Raw genomic sequence first — 16,593 nt, 5'->3', positions numbered from 1 at the left:
CATCAGGCCGACCGGAGCTCGACCACCTGCCAGCCGCCGAAGGGCAGCGGCGTCGACGGCCACTCGGTGGCATCGCGCGGACAGCGCGTACCGGCGTGCAGCAGCGACACGGCACGCAGCACACCCGCATGCGCGACCCACAGCGCATCGCCCTGCCCGGCTCGCCATTCGTCGTAGGCGCCGGCCACGCGCGCCATGAAGGCACGCACGCTCTCGCCATGCACGCCGGCTCGGGTGTCGGCGAAGTCGGCGGTCCAGGCATCGAGTTCGGCGCGCGCGATGGCCGACCAGGACTGCCCTTCCCAAGCGCCGAAATCCATCTCGGCGATGCGCGCATCGTGTTGCACGGCGAGGTCGGGCCGCAGCGCGGCGATCGCGCCGGCCAGCGCGGCGCAGCGCCGCAGCGGCGACGACAGCACGGCGAGCCCCGGCGGCAGTTCGCGCGCGATGCGCTCGGCGGCCGCGTGCGTGGCCTCGGCCTCGGCCTCGAGGTCGCTCGCGCCGTAGCACAGGCCCGCCTCGGCGATCACCGGCGCATGCCGCAGCAGCCAGAGCCTGCGCATGCTCATGCCCGCCACGCCAATGCGAGGTAGATCGCGATCTCGCAGACCTGCTGCGTGGCGCCGAGCCCGTCTCCCGTGAAGCCCTGCAGCCGGCGCCGGAAGAGCCGCGCCATCCACAGCGCCGCCAACGCCGCCGCGAGCAGCGCCGCCAGCGCATGGGCCGCGCCGTGCGACAGCGCGAGCAGCGCCAGCGCGGGCAGCGTCCACAGCACGCCGATCGCGAGCGCGCCGCCGCTGATCGCATCGGCCAGCGGCTTGGCCTTGCTCGCGCCGCTGTCGCCCACATAGGGCAACCAGCGGATCAAGGCGAGCGGCGCGAGCCGCGACAGCACATGAGCGCCGACGATGGCCGCGGCCACCGCGTGCAACCCGCCGCCAGCCAGCACCGCGATCAGCGCGCACTTGAGGCCCAGCGCCAGCACCAGCGCGATCGCGCCGAAGGCACCGATGCGCGAGTCCTTCATGATCTCGAGCGCCCGCGCACGGTCGGCCGAACCGCCCAGGCCGTCGGCCACGTCGGCCAGCCCATCCTCGTGGAAGGCGCCGGTCAGCATCATGGTCGCGACCGTGCTCAGCACCGCCGCCGCGAACGCGCCCGCCAGGCCTGGCAGGCCCATCGCCACGCCCACGAACACCAGCGCCGCCACGCCGCCGGCCAGCCAGCCGATGCCCGGCAGGTGCGCCGCGCTCGCGCGCAGCATCTGCGGGCTGTAGCCGACCCAGGCCGCGAGCCGGCCCGTGACCGGCACGCGGGTGAAGAACTGCAGCGCGAGCAGGAAGTGCCGCAGGCCGGTCATCGATCTCAGGCGTCCTTGCGCGAGACGCCGGCCGATTCGAAGCTCGCCATCTCGCGCACGATGCGGCAGGCCGATTCGAGCAGCGGCCAGGCCAGCGCGCCGCCCGAGCCCTCGCCCAGGCGCAGGCCCAGGTTCAGCAGCGGCTCGAGCTGCAGCCGCTCGAGCAGCAGCGCATGGCCCGGTTCGGCCGAGACGTGGGCCGCCACGCAGCGCTGCGCCACATGCGGGCGCAGCGCCTGCGCCACCAGCACGGCGGCGCTCGCGATGAAGCCATCGAGCACGATCACGCGCCGTTCCTCGGCCGCCTGCAGCACCGCGCCGACCAGGGTCGCGATCTCGAAGCCCCCGAGCGCGGCCAGCGCGTCGAGCGGCGCGGTGGCATCCGCATGCAGTGCCAGCACCTCGCGCAGCACGGCGCGCTTGCGCGCCAGTCCGTCGGCGTCGAGCCCGGTGCCGGCGCCGGTGCAGCGGTCGATGTCGATATCGGCCAGGCGCGCCAGCAGCAGCGCGGCGGCCGAGCTGTTGCCGATGCCCATCTCGCCGAGCAGCAGCGCATTGCCCGGCAGCGCGCGCACGATCTCGCGGCCGTTGGCGATGGCCTGCGCGCACTGCGCGGCGCTCATCGCCGGGCCAGCCGAGGCATCGGCGGTGCCGGCCGCGATGCGCCGCTGCACCAGGCCGGGCCGCGGCTGGAAGTCGCGCCGCACGCCGCAGTCGGCCACGGTCAGCGCCAGGCCGTGCTGGCGCGCGAGCACGCTGACGGCCGCGCCGCCGGCCAGGAAGTTCTCGACCATCTGCCAGGTCACGTCGCTCGGATAGGCCGAGACGCCGCGCGCCGCCAGCCCGTGGTCGGCCGCACAGACCAGCATCTGCGGCGCCTCGAGCGTCGGCGACTCGGTGCCGAGGATCGTGCCCAGGCGCAGCGCCAGCGCCTCGAGCCGGCCGAGCGCGCCCAGCGGCTTGGTCTTGTTGTCGAGCGCGGCCTGCAGCCGGGCCGCGAGCGCGGCGTCGGCGATGTCGGGCACCGCGGGAAGAAGGTCGTCGTGGGTCATGCGATCAGGCCGGCGAGCACGCCGGCGTCGAAGTGGTTGTCGATGAAGTCGGCCAGGCCGTCGAAGGTGGCGTCGAGCGTGGGCGCCGCGACGCCGAACAGCGCCTGCAGCGCCGCGGGGTCCTCGAACAGTCCGTGCAGATAGAGGCCGAGCACGTTGCCGCGCGCGTTCTGCCAGGCCAGCCCCTCGGGCATCACCGCGCCGCCGTCGCCGGCCATCTGCGGATGGGCCGCGGTCTGGCCGTGGTGGATCTCGTAGCCGGCCACCGCCACGTTCGACAGCGCGGCCCAGGCGCCCGCCAGCGTGCCGAAGGCGGCCTCGCGGCGGCGCACGGTCTTGTCGCGCTCGAACACCGTCACCAGCGGCAGCAGGCCCAGCCCGGGCGCGTTGCCGTCGATGCCGTGCGGATCGACCAGCGCCTCGCCGAGCATCTGCAGTCCGCCGCAGACGCCGAGCACCGCGCCGCCGCGCGCCGCATGCTCGGCCACCGCGCGGTCGAGCCCCTGCGCGCGCAGCCAGGCCAGGTCGCCGCTGGTGTGCTTGGAGCCGGGCAGCACGATCCAGTCGGCGCCGGCCACGTCGGCCGGGGCGCGGGCCCAGACCAGACGCACGCCGGGCACGTTCTTCAGCGGCTGGAACTCGTCGAGGTTGCTGATGCGCGGATAGGCGATGACGGCGACGGTGCGCGTCACCGCGCCCGAGGATCGGCTGCGGTCGTCGAACACGCCGTCCTCCTCGGGCAGGCCGTGCTGCCACCACATCGGCAGGGTCGCGACCACGGGCACGCCGGTCATCTCGCGCAGCTGCTCGGGCGCGGGCGCGAGCAACGAGGCATCGCCCCTGAACTTGTTGAGCACGAAACCCGCGAGCAGCGCGCGGTCGGCCTCGGGCAGCAGCGCCCAGGTGCCGTAGAGATGGGCGAAGGCGCCGCCGCGGTCGATGTCGGTGGCCAGCAGGCAGCGCGCCCGGGCATGCCGCGCGATGCGCAGGTTGACGATGTCGCTGGCCATCAGGTTGATCTCGGCCGGCGAGCCGGCACCCTCGATCACGACCACGTCGTTCTCGGCGCGCAGTTCGTCGAGCGCACGCGCGAGCTGCGGCCACACGCGCTCGCTGCGCCCGCGCCACGGCAGCGCCGACAGGGTCTCGTCGACCTGCCCCATCAGCACCACCTGGCTGTGGGTGTCGCGCTCGGGCTTGAGCAGCAGCGGGTTCATGCGCACCTCGGGCCGCGCCCGGGCCGCGAGCGCCTGGAAGTACTGGGCACTACCGATTTCGCCGCCCTCGACCACGCGCGCGTTGTTGCTCATGTTCTGCGCCTTGTAGGGCGCCACCTTGAGGCCCTGGCGCGCGTACCAGCGGCACAGCGCGGTCGCGATCCAGCTCTTGCCGGCTCCGCTGGTCGTGCCCAGCACCATCACGCAACGCGCCCCGCCGGTGTGCTCTCGCGCGCTCGCCGGCGCCGCCGCTGCCTGGAAATTCATGGCGGGATTGTCGTTGAGGGCGCACGGGTGCCCGAAACGCAACGCCGGAATGCGGCTTCCGTCACGCAACCGGCCTGGTGAACCCACAGGTTGCATCCGGTTCGGCGAATCCTCCGTATACACGGCTTCTCCGTCACAGCGCCCCGCGACCCTGCCCCATGCCCGCCCTCAACGACCTGGCCCTCACCGTCGAAGAACCCGAACCGGACCGCTTCCACTGGGTCCTGCTCGAGGCGCTGGACAGCGGCGAGGCCGACGTGCTCGATTACCGCGTCTACCGCCGCGCGGCGCGCGCCGAGGCCAGCTACTCGAATGCGCTGGTGATGGGCGTGGCGGAGCTGCAGAAGATCAGCGCCGCGCGGCCGTCCGATCCGGACGCCTGAGTGCCAACACTCAAGGCGCGAAGCCCGAGCGCCGCACCACCGGCTCCCACTGCTGCCGGTAGGCCTTGAGCATCTGCACCGTCTCGGCATTGCTGCTGACCACCGGCGTGATGTAGAGCGCATCGGCCGCCTTCTGCAGCCCCGGGTCCTGCATCACCTCGCGGATCTTCGCGGCCAGCAGCTGCACCTTGGCCGGCGGCATGCTGCTCGGCGCGAAGAAGGTGTTCCAGCCGTCGGCATCGATCTTCATGCCGGCCTCGCGGAAGGTCGGCAGCGAGGGCGCGAAGCTCGCGCGCTTCTTGCCCGACACGGCCAGGATGCGGATCTTGCCGGCCACGTGCTGCGCATAGAGCGAGTCCAGCGTGTCGATGGCGATCGGCAGCGAGCCGCCGGTCAGGTCGGCGGCCAGCGGCGCCGAGCCGCCATAGCCCTTGATCTGCGGCTGCACGCTCAGCGCATCGCCGACCATCAGGCCAAAGAAGTGCGGCAGGCTGCCGGTGGCCGGCACGCCGAAGATCGCCTCCTCGGGATGGGCCCAGAGCCGGCCCACGAGGAACATGGCGCGGTCGAGCTGCAGCTTCTGCCCCACGGCCAGCGCGAAGTCGTAGCTGCTGACCTGGGTGACGGGCACGAAGTCCTTGTCGGGGTCGTAGCCCGCGTCCTTGAACACCAGCGGCGCCACCACCATCACGGCCGGGTTGCCGAGCATCAGCACGTTCTCGGTCGCGGGTGCGCGCCGCAGCTGCTTGGCCGCGAGCCGGCCGCCCTCGCCCGCGCGGTTCTCGACCGTGACCGCCACGCCGAGCTTGGGGCCGAGCCGCTCGGCGATCAGCCGCGCGATGCGGTCGGTGCTGCCGCCGGGCGCATAGCCGACGACCAGCGTGAGCGGGCTCTCGAGGTTCTGCGCCTGCGCGGGCGCCAGGACACCGCCGATCGCGAGCGCGAGGCAGCAGGCGGCGAGTCGTCGCCGGGAGGGAAAAAAGGGCACGGGGGGATCTCCTCACGCCGGCGGCTGGTGGCCGGCTTTTGTTACGCTGTTTATATGCAGGTAACAAATAGTTGATCTAATCCATCATCGGGCGCCGCGGCGGCGCCGCCACATCCCGCGCCCTCCGTGAGTTCTTCTTCCCTGCAAGCCTTTCCCGACGCGGCCGCGCTGCTCGCGCCCCGCTCCCTCGACGACCTGCTGCTCTACCGGCTCTCGCGCGCGGCGCGCGCCGGTGCCGGCATGGCCACGCGGCTGGTCGAGGGCGGCTTCGGCATCACGCGCCGCGAATGGGGAATGATCGGCACGCTCGCGCAGACCGGCGAGATCACGCCCTCGGCACTGTCGGAGCAATTGAACCTGGACCGCGTGCGCACCTCGCGCGGGCTGCGCAGCCTGGTCGAGAAACAGCTGGTGGAACGGCGCCGCGACGCCGAGGACCGGCGCGAGGTGCATGTGCGGCTGAGCCCCGCGGGCCGGCAGCTCTACGACGAGCTGTTCCCGCGCATCGCCGACCTCAACACCGGCCTGCTCGAGGGCATGGAACCCGCGCACATCGAGATCCTGCTGCAGTGCCTGCAGCGGCTCGAGCAGCGCGGCGGCGCGCTCAGCGCCCAGGGCATGGTGCCCGAGAAGGCCGACCGCCGTTCGGGCGGCACGCGCCACCGCTGGCCGAAGCGGGGCGCGTAAGGACGACGCGAAGAGCGCTCAGCTCTTCGGACCGCGCGGGCTGCCGCCGCCCGAGGAGGCCACCGCGCCCGGCACTTCCCAGCCGCCGCCGATCGCGCGGATCAGCCCCACGGCCGCCTGGTACTGCGCCGACTTCACCTGCAGCGCCTGGCGCCGGTTGCGCAGTTCGCTGCGGCGCGCGTCGAGCAGGTCGAGCTGGCTGATGTAGCCGTTGCGGTAGCGCGTGTCCGACAGGCTGGTCGCGCGCGCGGCCGAGGCCACGGCCGTGGCCTGCACGCCCGACTGCTCCTGCAGGATGCGGATCGACGACAGCTGGTCCTCGACCTCCTGGAAGGCCACCAGCACCTGGTTGCGGTAGCTGGCCAGCGCGCCGTCGAGCTGCGCGTTGGCGCTCTGCAGCCCGGCCTCGCGGCGGCCGCCGTCGAAGATCGGCAGCGACAGCAGCGCGCCCACGCCCCACGAGCGGGCCGACCACTTGAACAGGTCGCCGACCTCGGGCGAGGCATAGCCGGCCGCGCCGGTCAGCGAGATGTCCGGGAACCACGCGGCCTGCGCCACGCCCACGCGCGACTGGGCCGCGAACACCGCGTTCTGCGCGGCCGACACATCGGGCCGGCGCGTCAGCACCGTGGCCGGCACGCCGGGCGGGATCGCGGGCAGCGCGGTGGTCCAGTCGGCCGGCCGCACGCCGAAGCTCGAGGCCGAATCGCCCACCAGCACCGCGAGCGCATGCTCGACCTGGGCCCGCTGGCGATCGATCGCCAGCGCATCCGACTCGGTCGACGAGACCTCGGTCTGCACGCGCGCCACGTCGAGCTCGGCGATGTCGCCGGCCTGCTGGCGGCGCTGCGACAGGCGCAGCGTGTCGCGGTAGGCCTCGACCTGCTCGCGCACCAGCACGCGCTCGGCATCGAGGGCGCGCAGCGTGAGATAGGTCTGCGCCACCTCGGCCTGCACCGCCAGCCGCGTGCTCTGCAGCAGCGCCTCGCGGCCGGCCGCGTCGAGCCGTGCCGCGTCGCTGGCGCGCGAGAGGCGGCCGAACAGGTCGAGCTCGTACGAGAAGGTGGCACCGGCATTGGTCATGGTGGCCGGCGAGGTGCTGGCCGTGGCCTTGTCGAGGCCGGCACCGCGGTTGGCGCCGGCGCTCAGGCCCACCTGCGGCAGCCGGTCGGCGTTGACGCTGCGCGCGATGGCGCGCGCCTCGGCCAGCCGCGCCGCCGCGCCCTGGATGTTGTTGTTGTTGACGTCGGCCTTGGCGATCAGCTCGTCGAGGACCGGGTCGTTGAAAGCCTGCCACCAGGGGCCGCGCGCGGCGCCCTCGGAGGGCACGGCGCGGGTCCAGCCGGCGGGCGGCGTGGCGCCCTGCTCCTTGAACTGGGCCGCCGAGGGGGTCTCGGGCAGGCCCGAGGGCACGCTCGCGCAGCCGGCCAGGGCCAGGGCCGCCACCAGGGGCAGCACGGCCGCGCGCAGCGGCGCCGAGAGGGATGAGAGCTTGAAGTTCATGATCGAGCTTCCTTCTTGTTCTGTGGTTCGTTCGTCATTCATGCGAGGTCCGCGGCGAGGCCGGCACCGGATGCAGGCCGCCACCGTGGCCACCGCCCGATCCGCCGTGCGAGCCGCCCGAGGCCGGATGGTCGGCCGACACGAAGTCCTCGCCATGCGGCACCTCGCCGTGCAGCTTCAACGGCCGGTTGCCCGCGATGCGGCGCATCAGCACGTAGAACACCGGCGTCAGGAACAGGCCGAAGGCCGTCACGCCGATCATCCCGGCGAACACCGCCACGCCCATCGCCTTGCGCATCTCCGAGCCCGCGCCGGTCGACAGCACCAGGGGCAGCACGCCCATGACGAAGGCCAGCGAGGTCATCAGGATCGGGCGCAAACGCAGCCGGCTGGCTTCGATCGCGGCCTGGATCGGCGTGCGTCCCGCGAACTCGAGCTCGCGTGCGAACTCCACGATCAGGATCGCGTTCTTCGCACTGAGCCCCACCAGCACGATCAGCCCGATCTGCGTGAAGACGTTGTTGTCGCCTCCCGAGATCCACACGCCCGCCATCGCGGCCATGATGCCCATCGGCACGATCAGGATGATCGCGATCGGCAGCGTCAGGCTCTCGTATTGAGCGGCCAGCACCAGGAACACCAGCAGGATCGCCAGCGGGAACACCAGGAAGGCGGAGTTGCCGGCCAGGATTTCCTGGTAGGTCAGCTCGGTCCACTCGAAGCTCACGCCCTTGGGCAGCGTCTCGGCCGCGATCTTGGTGATCGCGTCCTGCGCCTGGCCCGACGAATAGCCGGGGGCCGGGCCGCCGTTGATGTCGGCCGCCAGGTAGCCGTTGTAGCGCATGGCGCGTTCCGGACCGAAGGTCGAGTTGACCTTCATCAGCGCGGCCAGCGGCACCATCTCGCCCGAGGTCGAGCGCACCTTCAGCAGGCCCACGTCTTCGGCACGGGCGCGGTAAGGCGCATCGGCCTGGACGCGCACGGAGTACGTGCGGCCGAACTTGTTGAAGTCGTTGGCGTACAGGCTACCGAGGTAGATCTGCATCGTGTCGAAGATGTCCGTCACCGGCACGCCGAGCTGGCGCGCCTTGGTGCGGTCGATGTCGGCGTACAGCTGCGGCACGTTGACCTGCCAGCTCGTGAACATGCCCGTGAGCTCGGGCGCGGCATAGGCCTTGGCCATGAAGGCCTTGACCGCCACGTCCATCTGGTCGTAGCCGACCGAGGCGCGGTCCTCGATCTGCAGCTTGAAGCCGCCCGTGGTGCCCAGGCCCGCCACCGGCGGCGGCGGGAACATCACGATGAACGCGTCCTGGATGCTCGAGAAGGCGCCGTTGAGCTGGCCCGCCACCGCGCCGCCGCTCTGGTCGGCGCGCTTGCGCTGGTCGAAGGGCTTGAGCGTGGCGAACACGATGCCCGAGTTCGAGCTGTTGGTGAAGCCGTTGATCGACAGGCCCGGGAAGGCGATGGCGTCTTCCACGTTCGGGTTCTTCTTCATGATCTCGCCCATGCGCTGGATCACTTCGTCGGTGCGGTCGAGCGTGGCGCCGTCGGGCAGCTGCGCGAAACCGATCAGGTACTGCTTGTCCTGCGCCGGCACGAAGCCGCTGGGCACGGCCTTGAACAGGCCGAAGGTCACGCCGACCAGCGCGAGGTAGATCACCAGCATCAGCGTCTTGCGCGAGATCACGCGCTTGACGCCGCCGCTGTAGGCCTCGGAGCCGCGATGGAAGAACCGGTTGAAGCCGCGGAACAGCCAGCCGAAGGCCCGGTCCATGCCGCGCGTCAGCGCGTCCTTGGGCTGGTCATGGCCGCGCAGCAGCAAGGCGGCGAGCGCGGGCGACAGGGTCAGCGAGTTGATCGCCGAGATCACGGTCGAGATCGCGATGGTCACGGCGAACTGGCGGTAGAACTGGCCCGTGAGGCCGCTGATGAAGGCCAGCGGCACGAACACGGCCACCAGCACCAGCGCGATCGCGATGATGGGCCCGGACACCTCGCGCATCGCGCGGTAGGTCGCCTCGCGCGGCGTGAGCCCCGCCTCGATGTTGCGCTCGACGTTCTCCACCACCACGATGGCGTCGTCCACCACGATGCCGATCGCCAGCACCAGCCCGAACAGGCTCAGCGCGTTGATCGAGAAGCCGAGCACGTGCAGCACGGCGAAGGTACCGATCACCGACACCGGCACGGCCAGCAGCGGAATGATCGACGCGCGCCAGGTCTGCAGGAACAGGATCACGACCAGCACCACCAGCATGATGGCTTCGAGCAGCGTGTGGATCACCGATTCGATGGACGCGCGCACGAACTGCGTCGGGTCGTAGGCGATGCGGTATTCCAGGCCTTCCGGCATGTTCTTGTTGAGCTCGGCCATGGTCTTGCGGACGTTCGCCGAGATGTCGAGCGCGTTCGAGCCCGGGGCCTGGAACACGCCCATGCCGACGGCCGGGTCGTTGTTCAGCAGCGAGCGCAGCGAGTAGTCGGCGGCGCCCATCTCGAGGCGGCCGATGTCGCGAAGGCGCGTGACGGCGCCGTCGGTGCCGCTCTTGACGATGATGTCGCCGAACTCTTCCTCGCTCTGCAGGCGCCCTTGCGCATTGATCGAGAGCTGCATGTCCACGCCCGACAGGCCCGGCGAAGCGCCGACCACGCCGGCCGCGGCCTGCACGTTCTGGCCGCGGATCGCGGCCACCACGTCGGAGGCCGAGAGGCCGCGCTGCGCCACCTTCTGCGGGTCGAGCCAGACGCGCATCGAGTAGTCGCCGCCACCGAAGATCTGGACCTGGCCCACGCCTTCGATGCGCGCCAGCGGGTCCTTCACGTTCAGCACCGCGTAGTTGCGCAGGTAGTTGATGTCGTAACGGCCGTTGGGCGACACGAGGTGGACCACCATCGTGAGGTCGGGCGCGCTCTTCACCGTGGTGATGCCGAGCCGGCGCACTTCCTCGGGCAGGCGCGGCTCGGCTTGCGAGACGCGGTTCTGCACCAGCTGCTGTGCCTTGTCGGGATCGGTGCCGAGGCGGAACGTGACGGTGAGTGTCAGCACGCCGTCGGTGGTCGCCTGGCTGCCCATGTAGAGCATGCCCTCGACGCCGTTGATCTGCTCCTCCAGCGGGGTCGCCACGGTCTCGGCGATCACCTTCGGGTTGGCACCCGGGTACTGGGCGCGCACCACCACCGAGGGAGGTGCGACTTCCGGGTACTCGGAGATCGGCAGACCGCGCAACGCGATCAGGCCGGCTATCAGCATCAAGAGCGACAGCACGCCGGCAAAGATCGGCCGGTCGATGAAGAATTTAGAGAGATTCATTTCGTTGGCTCCATCGCGCGGACAGCGCGATCCACGCCGCTTCGAAAAAGACGAGCGGCATCCAGGTGGCTCCCATCAAGGAACTTCGAGTAACGCTGGCGAGCCGGCCGGTGCCGCTGTCGCCGTTGTCGGTGTCCCGGGTTTCCCGGCGCGCCGGCCTGTGGTCAGGCTGGCGCGCGGGGCCCGGTGTCGTTCAGGACTTCGCGGCCTGCGCCACTTGTTCCGTCGGTTGTTGCGCCTTGCCGTCGGCCTTGGCGTCCATGGTCACGGTCTGCGGCGCCACCAGCGCACCCGGGCGGATGTGCTGCAGGCCGTTGACCACCACGCGGTCGCCCGCCTTCAGGCCCTTGCTCACGACGCGCAGGCCGTTGATCGAGGCGCCGAGCGCGACTTCGCGGTAGACCGCCTTGTTGTCCTCGCCCACGACCATCACGAACTTCTTGTTCTGGTCGGTGCCGATGGCGCGTTCGCTGACCAGCAGCGCGGTGTCGTTGCGGGCCTGGCCCATGCGGATGCGGGCGAACTGGCCGGGGATCAGGGCGCCATCCTTGTTGTCGAAGGAGGCGCGCACGCGCACCGTGCCGCTGCGGGCGTCGACCTGGTTGTCGATCAGCTGCAGCTTGCCGACGAAGGGCGTGCCGTCCAGGCCGGCCGTGCCCATCTGCACCGGGATCGATTCGATCTGGCCGCGGGCGCTGGAGCCGGTCGGCAGGTCCTTCAGGGCCCGCGTGATCACCTGCTCGTCGGCATCGAAGCTCGCGTAGATCGGGCTCACCGAGACCAGCGTGGTCAGCACCGGGGCGCCGGGACCGGCCGCCACCAGGTTGCCCACCGTGACCTCGATCTTGCCGATGCGGCCCGAGACCGGGGCCCGCACCTGGGTGTAGCCCAGGTTCAGGCGTGCCGACTGCAGCGAGGCCTGGGCCGCGCGCAGGTTGGCTTCGGCTTCGCGGCCGGCGTTCACGCGCTCGTCGTATTCGCGCTGGGCGATCGCCTGCTCGTCCCACAGGCGCTTGGCGCGCTCCTGCTCGCTGCGGCTGAAGGACTGGCGGGCCTGCGCCGACGCCACCTGCGCCTCGGCGCGCTCGACCTCGGCCGCGTACGGCGCGGGATCGATGGTCACCAGCAGGTCGCCCTGCTTGACCAGCGCGCCTTCGCGGAAGTGCAGCGACTGCACGGCACCCGCGACGCGGGAGCGCACGTCGACGCGTTCGACCGCTTCGAGGCGGCCCGAGAACTCGTCCCAGGCGTTGATCTCGCTCGGCGCCACCGCGGCGACCGAGACCGGGATGGCTTGCGGCGCGCCCGCGGCCGGCGCGTTGGCCTCGGCCTTGAAGCTGTGCATGCCCAGCACCGCGGCGGCCACCGCCAGCAAGGCGGTGACGCCGGTCACGGCGGGCCACAGGCCCTTGCGGGCCGCGGAGGAAAACGTTGGCTTGTTGTTCGACATGGTGATTCGTCCTTCTCTCAGATGACTCAAATGACTCGGATGACTTTTCGGGATGCAACAGTCCGTCCTGGCGCCCTCGCACCAAGAAAAACGGAGATTTCGGAAAAAGGCCGGCCGCACCGGGTGCCCCCGGTGGCTCGGCCGTATCGGCGGGGCCGTCGCCGCGTTGGCGACCGACCTCACCGCGCTAGCGGCTGGCTATCTGGCTGACGTCGCTGGCTAACTGGGCTTCGGTGTCGCCCCTTGGGGCGGTGTGGTCGCCGCAAAGAATTCGCGGAAGTGCTGCTGCACGGTCGCCTCGCAGACCTTGCAGCCCATGCACTCGGCGTCGTAGAGCGCCTTGGGCCATTCGGCCGCGTTGCTCAGCACCGCGCTCGTGACCTCGATGCCGGCCGAGCGCAGCCGGCCCGCGAAGGTCAGCGCCTCGTCGCGCATCGCGTCGTCCTCGCCCACCAGCACCAGCGCCGGGGCCAGCGACGAGAGGCGCAGCGAACCGCTGGGCACCGCATAGGGGTGCGTGGCGTTCGACGGGCAGCTCAGGTACTTCTCCCAGCCCGTGGCCCAGCGGCATTCGGGCGAATCGTTGGTCGCCTTGCGCAGCGACGCGGTGCCGGCGCAGGGATCGAGCATCGGCGACAGCAGGATCTGGCCCGCCAGCGGCGGATGGGCGCGGTCGCGCGAGATCAGCGCCACCGCCGCCGCCAGGTTGCCGCCGGCTTCCTCGCCGGCCAGGTAGACCTGGGCGCCGCGGCCGCCGAGCTTGACGCGCTGCTTGTAGAGCCACTCGAGCGCCGCGTAGCCGACCTCGATCGGCTCGGGAAACGGCGACTCGGGGGCCAGCGGGTAGTCGAGCGAGACCACCACCGCGCCGGCGCCGGCCAGGAGGCGCGCCACGTTGCGGCCATTGTCGAGCCCGCCGCAGATGAAGGTGCCGCCATGGAAGTGCAGCACCAGCGGCACGGTTTCTCCCTTGGGGCGCTGGCCGTAGACACGGGCGCCCACCGGATCGCGGCCGGGCAGCTCGATCGACAGATCGGCTTCCGCGCCTTGCACCGCGGCGAGCGCGACTGCTTCGGCGGAGCGGGACGATGGACGGGGTGACATGGGGACGACCTCGGGAAATGGGCGATGGTTGAAATATAAGGCGCCGACTGTCGCGTTAAACAGGGATGCAAGCCCTACTCTGTTTCCAAACTACGAACAATCGGACCGGGTCACCAAAGGGTTATGACCTTGTGTGAGAATCCGCACCCCCCGGCGAGGGCCGGGTCTCAAGAACAGGCATTCGATGGATCAGATCCAGGCCATGCGGATCTTCGTCCGCGTCGTGGAAGCCGGCACCTTCACCCGCGCGGCGGACTCGCTCGCCCTGCCCAAGGGCACCGTCACCAAGCAGATCCAGGCCCTGGAATCGCGGCTGCGCGTGAAGTTGCTGAACCGTACCACCCGCCGGGTGACGGTCACGCCGGACGGCGCCGCGTACTTCGAACGGGCGGCGCGGCTGCTCAACGACTTCGACGACATGGAAGCCAGCATGACGAATGCGCAGTCCAGCCCCACGGGCCGGCTGCGCATCGACGTCGGCACCTCGGTTGCGCGGCTGGTGATCCTGCCGGCCCTGGCCACCTTCTGCGACCGCTACCCCGAGATCCAGGTCGACCTCGGGGTCAGCGACCGCACGGTGGACCTGATCAGCGACAACGTCGACTGCGTGATCCGCGCCGGCGACCTCGCCGACCAGTCGCTGGTGGCGCGGCGCATCGGCACCCTGCACTTCGTGACCGTGGCCTCGCCGGCCTACATCAAGCGCTATGGTGCGCCGCAGCATCCGAACGACATCGAGAAGCGGCACCACGTGGTGAGCTACTTCTCGGGCACCACGCGGCGCGTCTACCCGCACGAGTTCAAGAAGGGCGACGAGCACATCGAGCTCAACGGCCCCTACCGGGTGTCGGTCAACGAGAGCAACGCCCACATGGCGGCCGTGCTCGGCGGCTTCGGCATCTCGCAGTGCATCACCTTCATGGCCGAGCCGCACCTCGAGAGCGGCGAACTGATCGAGGTGCTGTCCGACTGGCACCGCGACCCGCTGCCGATCCACGTGGTCTACCCGCCCAACCGCCACCTGAGCGCCAAGGTCCGCGCCTTCGTGGACTGGGCCGCCGAGCTGTTCGCGAAGACGCCGCGGTTGCAGCGGCGCTGAGCGCCATGCTGTTCTCGCCCGAGCGCCACGAGCCCCTGCGGGCCGACGCCTGGGACGAGGGCCGCGCGCGCGAAGCCATCGAGCGCATCGTGCGCGACACCGAGGCGCGCTTCACGCCCGAAGGGCTGTGGCCCATGCATCCGAGCGATGCGTCGAATCCCGACCCGCAGTACCTGCTGTACTGGGGCGCCAGCGGCGTGATCTGGGCACTGCACCACCTGCAGGGCCGCGGCGCCGCGCGGCTGGCGCGCGACTACGCGCCGGTCGTGCCGGGCCTGATCGCCGCCAACCGCGCGGCCATGGGTCGTCCCGCCGACGCCGGCTTCGCGGCCTACCTGATGGGCGACACCGGCATCCGGCTGCTCGAGCACCGGCTCCAGCCCTCGGCCGCCATCGCCGACGAACTCGCTCGGCTGTGCTGCGGCCACCTCGACGACCCAACCCTCGAACTGATGTGGGGCACGCCCGGCACCATGCTCGCGGCGCTGTTCATGCACGAGCGCACCGGCGAGCAACGCTGGGCTCATATCTACCGCGACACCGCGCGGCGGCTGTGGTCGCAGCTCGAATGGTCCGAGGACTTCGGCTGCCACTTCTGGACCCAGCAGCTCTATGGCCAGCGCTCGACCTACATCGACGCGGTGCACGGCTTCGTCGCCACCGCGGTGCCGCTGATCCATGGCCGCCACCTGCTCGACGACGCCGAATGGAACGCCTGGCGCGACTGCATCGCCAACACCGTGCAGCGCACCGCCGACCGCGAGGGCGCGCAGGCGAACTGGCGCCCGCGCCTGTTCCCGCTGCCCGATGCCTCGCGGCCGAAGCTGGTGCAGATGTGCCATGGCGCGCCGGGCTTCGTGATCTGCCTCGCGGACTTTCCGGGCGACACGCTCGACGAGCTGCTGCTCGCCGCCGGCGAGACCACCTGGCAGGCCGGCCCGCTGAACAAGGGCTCGAACCTGTGCCACGGCACCGGCGGCAACGGCTATGCCTTCCTCAAGCTGTACCGCCGCTTCGGCGACGCCGCCTGGCTGGACCGGGCGCGCGCCTTCGCCATGCACGGCATCGCGCAGACCGAGGCCGAGCTGGCGGAACACGGCCACCTGCGCTATTCGCTGTGGACCGGCGACCCCGGCTTCGCGATCTACCTGTGGGATTGCATCGAGGGCACGGACCGCTTCCCGACCCTCGACTGTTTCTTCTAAGCCGGCGGCCGCCGCGCGCGCAGCTCGCCGGCCGTCGTCGCCCAGGCCTTGCCCAGCATGCGCGTGAGATAGGCGCCCGAGGCCCAGCCGACCTGCTGCGCCACCGACAGCACCGATTCGTCGGTGCTCTGCAGCAGATGGCGCGCGCGCTCGAGGCGCCGCTGCTGCTGGAATTCGAGCGGCGACAGCCCATAGGCCGCGCGGAACAGCCGCTCGACCTGCCGGCGCGAGAGCCGGTGCCGCACCGCGAAGGCCTCGAGCGGCAGCGCCGCCGCGAGCTCGGCCTCGATGTCGCTGGCCAGCAGCGCGGCGATCACCGCGCCGGGCGTGCCGCGGCCGTCGGGATGCACCAGCGGGTTGGCCATGAGCCGCGCCGCCTCCATCACCAGCGCGCCGCAATGGGCCACGTGCGCCATCGAGGGTTCGGGTGCGGAGGGCGCGCCGGCCATCTCGAGCAACCGGTGCGACAGCAGGTTGAGCGCGCCGCTGCCCGCGCGCAGGCCCTGGGCCGGCTTCGCGATGCCGTGCGCGCGCAGCGCTGTGTCCCAGAACTCCGAGTCGACATAGACCGCGAGGTGCGTCTGGCGCAGCGTCATCGCGCTGGTGGCATGGGCGGCGCCGGCCGCGAACCAGAGGAAGTGGCCGGGCGAGGATTGCAGCGCGTCGCCGCGCGGATCGATCACGTCGAAGCGACCCGCCAGCGGCACGAACAGCATGTCGCAATCGTGCGCATGCGGCGTGGTGGCGTAGCCGTCGAGCGTGCTCGCCACCGGCGTCGCCTTGTGGGCCAGGCGGTCGGAGAACGCGGAGATGCGCGGTCCGGATGGGGCGGCTGGGGACGGCATGGGGCCGATTGTGTGGTCAATCGCGCGGCCGATGTCGCATTCGTGCGCGCGCACGTCGCGAGCGGAGGCACGCGGAGGGGAGTCGGCAGGAAGACTAGGGCCTCCCCTCCACCCGTTCCG

14 protein-coding genes are annotated in these 16,593 nt (G+C 71.2%); 4 read left to right on the top strand and 10 right to left on the bottom strand.

From position 1 onward, the window contains the following. Positions 1-2: 2 nt before the first annotated feature. From AC07RV_RS08250 to AC07RV_RS08235, 4 genes are read right to left on the bottom strand one after another with little or no spacing between them, the layout of a single operon-like run. Positions 3-569 carry a histidine phosphatase family protein gene (locus AC07RV_RS08250; RefSeq protein ID WP_366928984.1) on the bottom strand — a complete coding sequence of 189 codons (567 nt, stop codon included), beginning with the start codon at positions 567-569 and terminating at the stop codon, positions 3-5. Further along, a complete protein-coding gene (locus AC07RV_RS08245; protein ID WP_296776650.1) occupies positions 566-1,360 on the bottom strand; it encodes an adenosylcobinamide-GDP ribazoletransferase in 795 nt (264 codons plus the stop codon). The genes AC07RV_RS08250 and AC07RV_RS08245 overlap by 4 nt, the downstream gene beginning before the upstream one ends. A gap of 5 nt (positions 1,361-1,365) precedes the next feature. Further along, complete coding sequence (cobT, locus tag AC07RV_RS08240) at positions 1,366-2,412, bottom strand: nicotinate-nucleotide--dimethylbenzimidazole phosphoribosyltransferase (RefSeq protein ID WP_296776652.1); 1,047 nt, start codon at positions 2,410-2,412, stop codon at positions 1,366-1,368. Further along, positions 2,409-3,896 (bottom strand): cobyric acid synthase, encoded by a 1,488-nt coding sequence (locus AC07RV_RS08235; RefSeq protein WP_296776655.1) that lies wholly within the window; start codon positions 3,894-3,896, stop codon positions 2,409-2,411. Before AC07RV_RS08235 ends, cobT begins: the two co-directional genes overlap by 4 nt. 158 nt (positions 3,897-4,054) lie before the next feature. Here AC07RV_RS08235 and AC07RV_RS08230 point away from each other — a divergent pair, with 158 nt between their 5' ends. Further along, entirely contained in the window at positions 4,055-4,279 is a 225-nt protein-coding gene (locus AC07RV_RS08230; RefSeq protein ID WP_093342316.1) for a hypothetical protein, read from the top strand. Positions 4,280-4,289: 10 nt separating this feature from the next. On the opposite strand, the gene AC07RV_RS08225 is transcribed toward AC07RV_RS08230, so the two are convergent. Further along, positions 4,290-5,267 carry a tripartite tricarboxylate transporter substrate-binding protein gene (locus AC07RV_RS08225; RefSeq protein ID WP_093342317.1) on the bottom strand — a complete coding sequence of 326 codons (978 nt, stop codon included), beginning with the start codon at positions 5,265-5,267 and terminating at the stop codon, positions 4,290-4,292. Between the two features lie 141 nt (positions 5,268-5,408). On the opposite strand from AC07RV_RS08225, the gene AC07RV_RS08220 reads away from it, so the two are divergent. Then, complete coding sequence (locus AC07RV_RS08220) at positions 5,409-5,954, top strand: MarR family winged helix-turn-helix transcriptional regulator (RefSeq protein WP_208510915.1); 546 nt, start codon at positions 5,409-5,411, stop codon at positions 5,952-5,954. Positions 5,955-5,972: 18 nt separating this feature from the next. On the opposite strand, the gene AC07RV_RS08215 is transcribed toward AC07RV_RS08220, so the two are convergent. The 4 genes from AC07RV_RS08215 to AC07RV_RS08200 all read right to left on the bottom strand — a co-directional run bounded on the left by AC07RV_RS08215 (position 5,973) and on the right by AC07RV_RS08200 (position 13,324). Continuing rightward, complete coding sequence (locus tag AC07RV_RS08215) at positions 5,973-7,457, bottom strand: efflux transporter outer membrane subunit (protein WP_296776661.1); 1,485 nt, start codon at positions 7,455-7,457, stop codon at positions 5,973-5,975. Positions 7,458-7,491: 34 nt separating this feature from the next. Beyond that, entirely contained in the window at positions 7,492-10,770 is a 3,279-nt protein-coding gene (locus tag AC07RV_RS08210; RefSeq protein ID WP_296776665.1) for an efflux RND transporter permease subunit, read from the bottom strand. Positions 10,771-10,963: 193 nt separating this feature from the next. Beyond that, positions 10,964-12,220, bottom strand: coding sequence for an efflux RND transporter periplasmic adaptor subunit (locus tag AC07RV_RS08205; RefSeq protein ID WP_208510856.1), 1,257 nt, complete (start codon positions 12,218-12,220; stop codon positions 10,964-10,966). Positions 12,221-12,439: 219 nt separating this feature from the next. Then, positions 12,440-13,324, bottom strand: coding sequence for an alpha/beta hydrolase (locus tag AC07RV_RS08200; protein WP_093342323.1), 885 nt, complete (start codon positions 13,322-13,324; stop codon positions 12,440-12,442). Between the two features lie 184 nt (positions 13,325-13,508). On the opposite strand from AC07RV_RS08200, the gene AC07RV_RS08195 reads away from it, so the two are divergent. Continuing rightward, positions 13,509-14,423: a LysR family transcriptional regulator gene (locus AC07RV_RS08195; protein ID WP_208510854.1), complete on the top strand. Its 915-nt coding sequence runs from the start codon at positions 13,509-13,511 to the stop codon at positions 14,421-14,423. A 5-nt stretch (positions 14,424-14,428) separates the two neighbouring features. After that, positions 14,429-15,628, top strand: coding sequence for a lanthionine synthetase C family protein (locus tag AC07RV_RS08190; protein WP_296776671.1), 1,200 nt, complete (start codon positions 14,429-14,431; stop codon positions 15,626-15,628). Here AC07RV_RS08190 and AC07RV_RS08185 read toward each other — a convergent pair. Next, complete coding sequence (locus tag AC07RV_RS08185; RefSeq protein WP_296776673.1) at positions 15,625-16,473, bottom strand: helix-turn-helix domain-containing protein; 849 nt, start codon at positions 16,471-16,473, stop codon at positions 15,625-15,627. The genes AC07RV_RS08190 and AC07RV_RS08185 overlap by 4 nt on opposite strands. Positions 16,474-16,593 lie beyond the last annotated feature (120 nt).

Source organism: Variovorax sp. GW821-FHT09B01 (assembly GCF_059418345.1).
The sequence above is the reverse complement of the archived record's forward strand: the minus strand, read 5'-3'. Positions and strand labels throughout refer to the sequence as shown.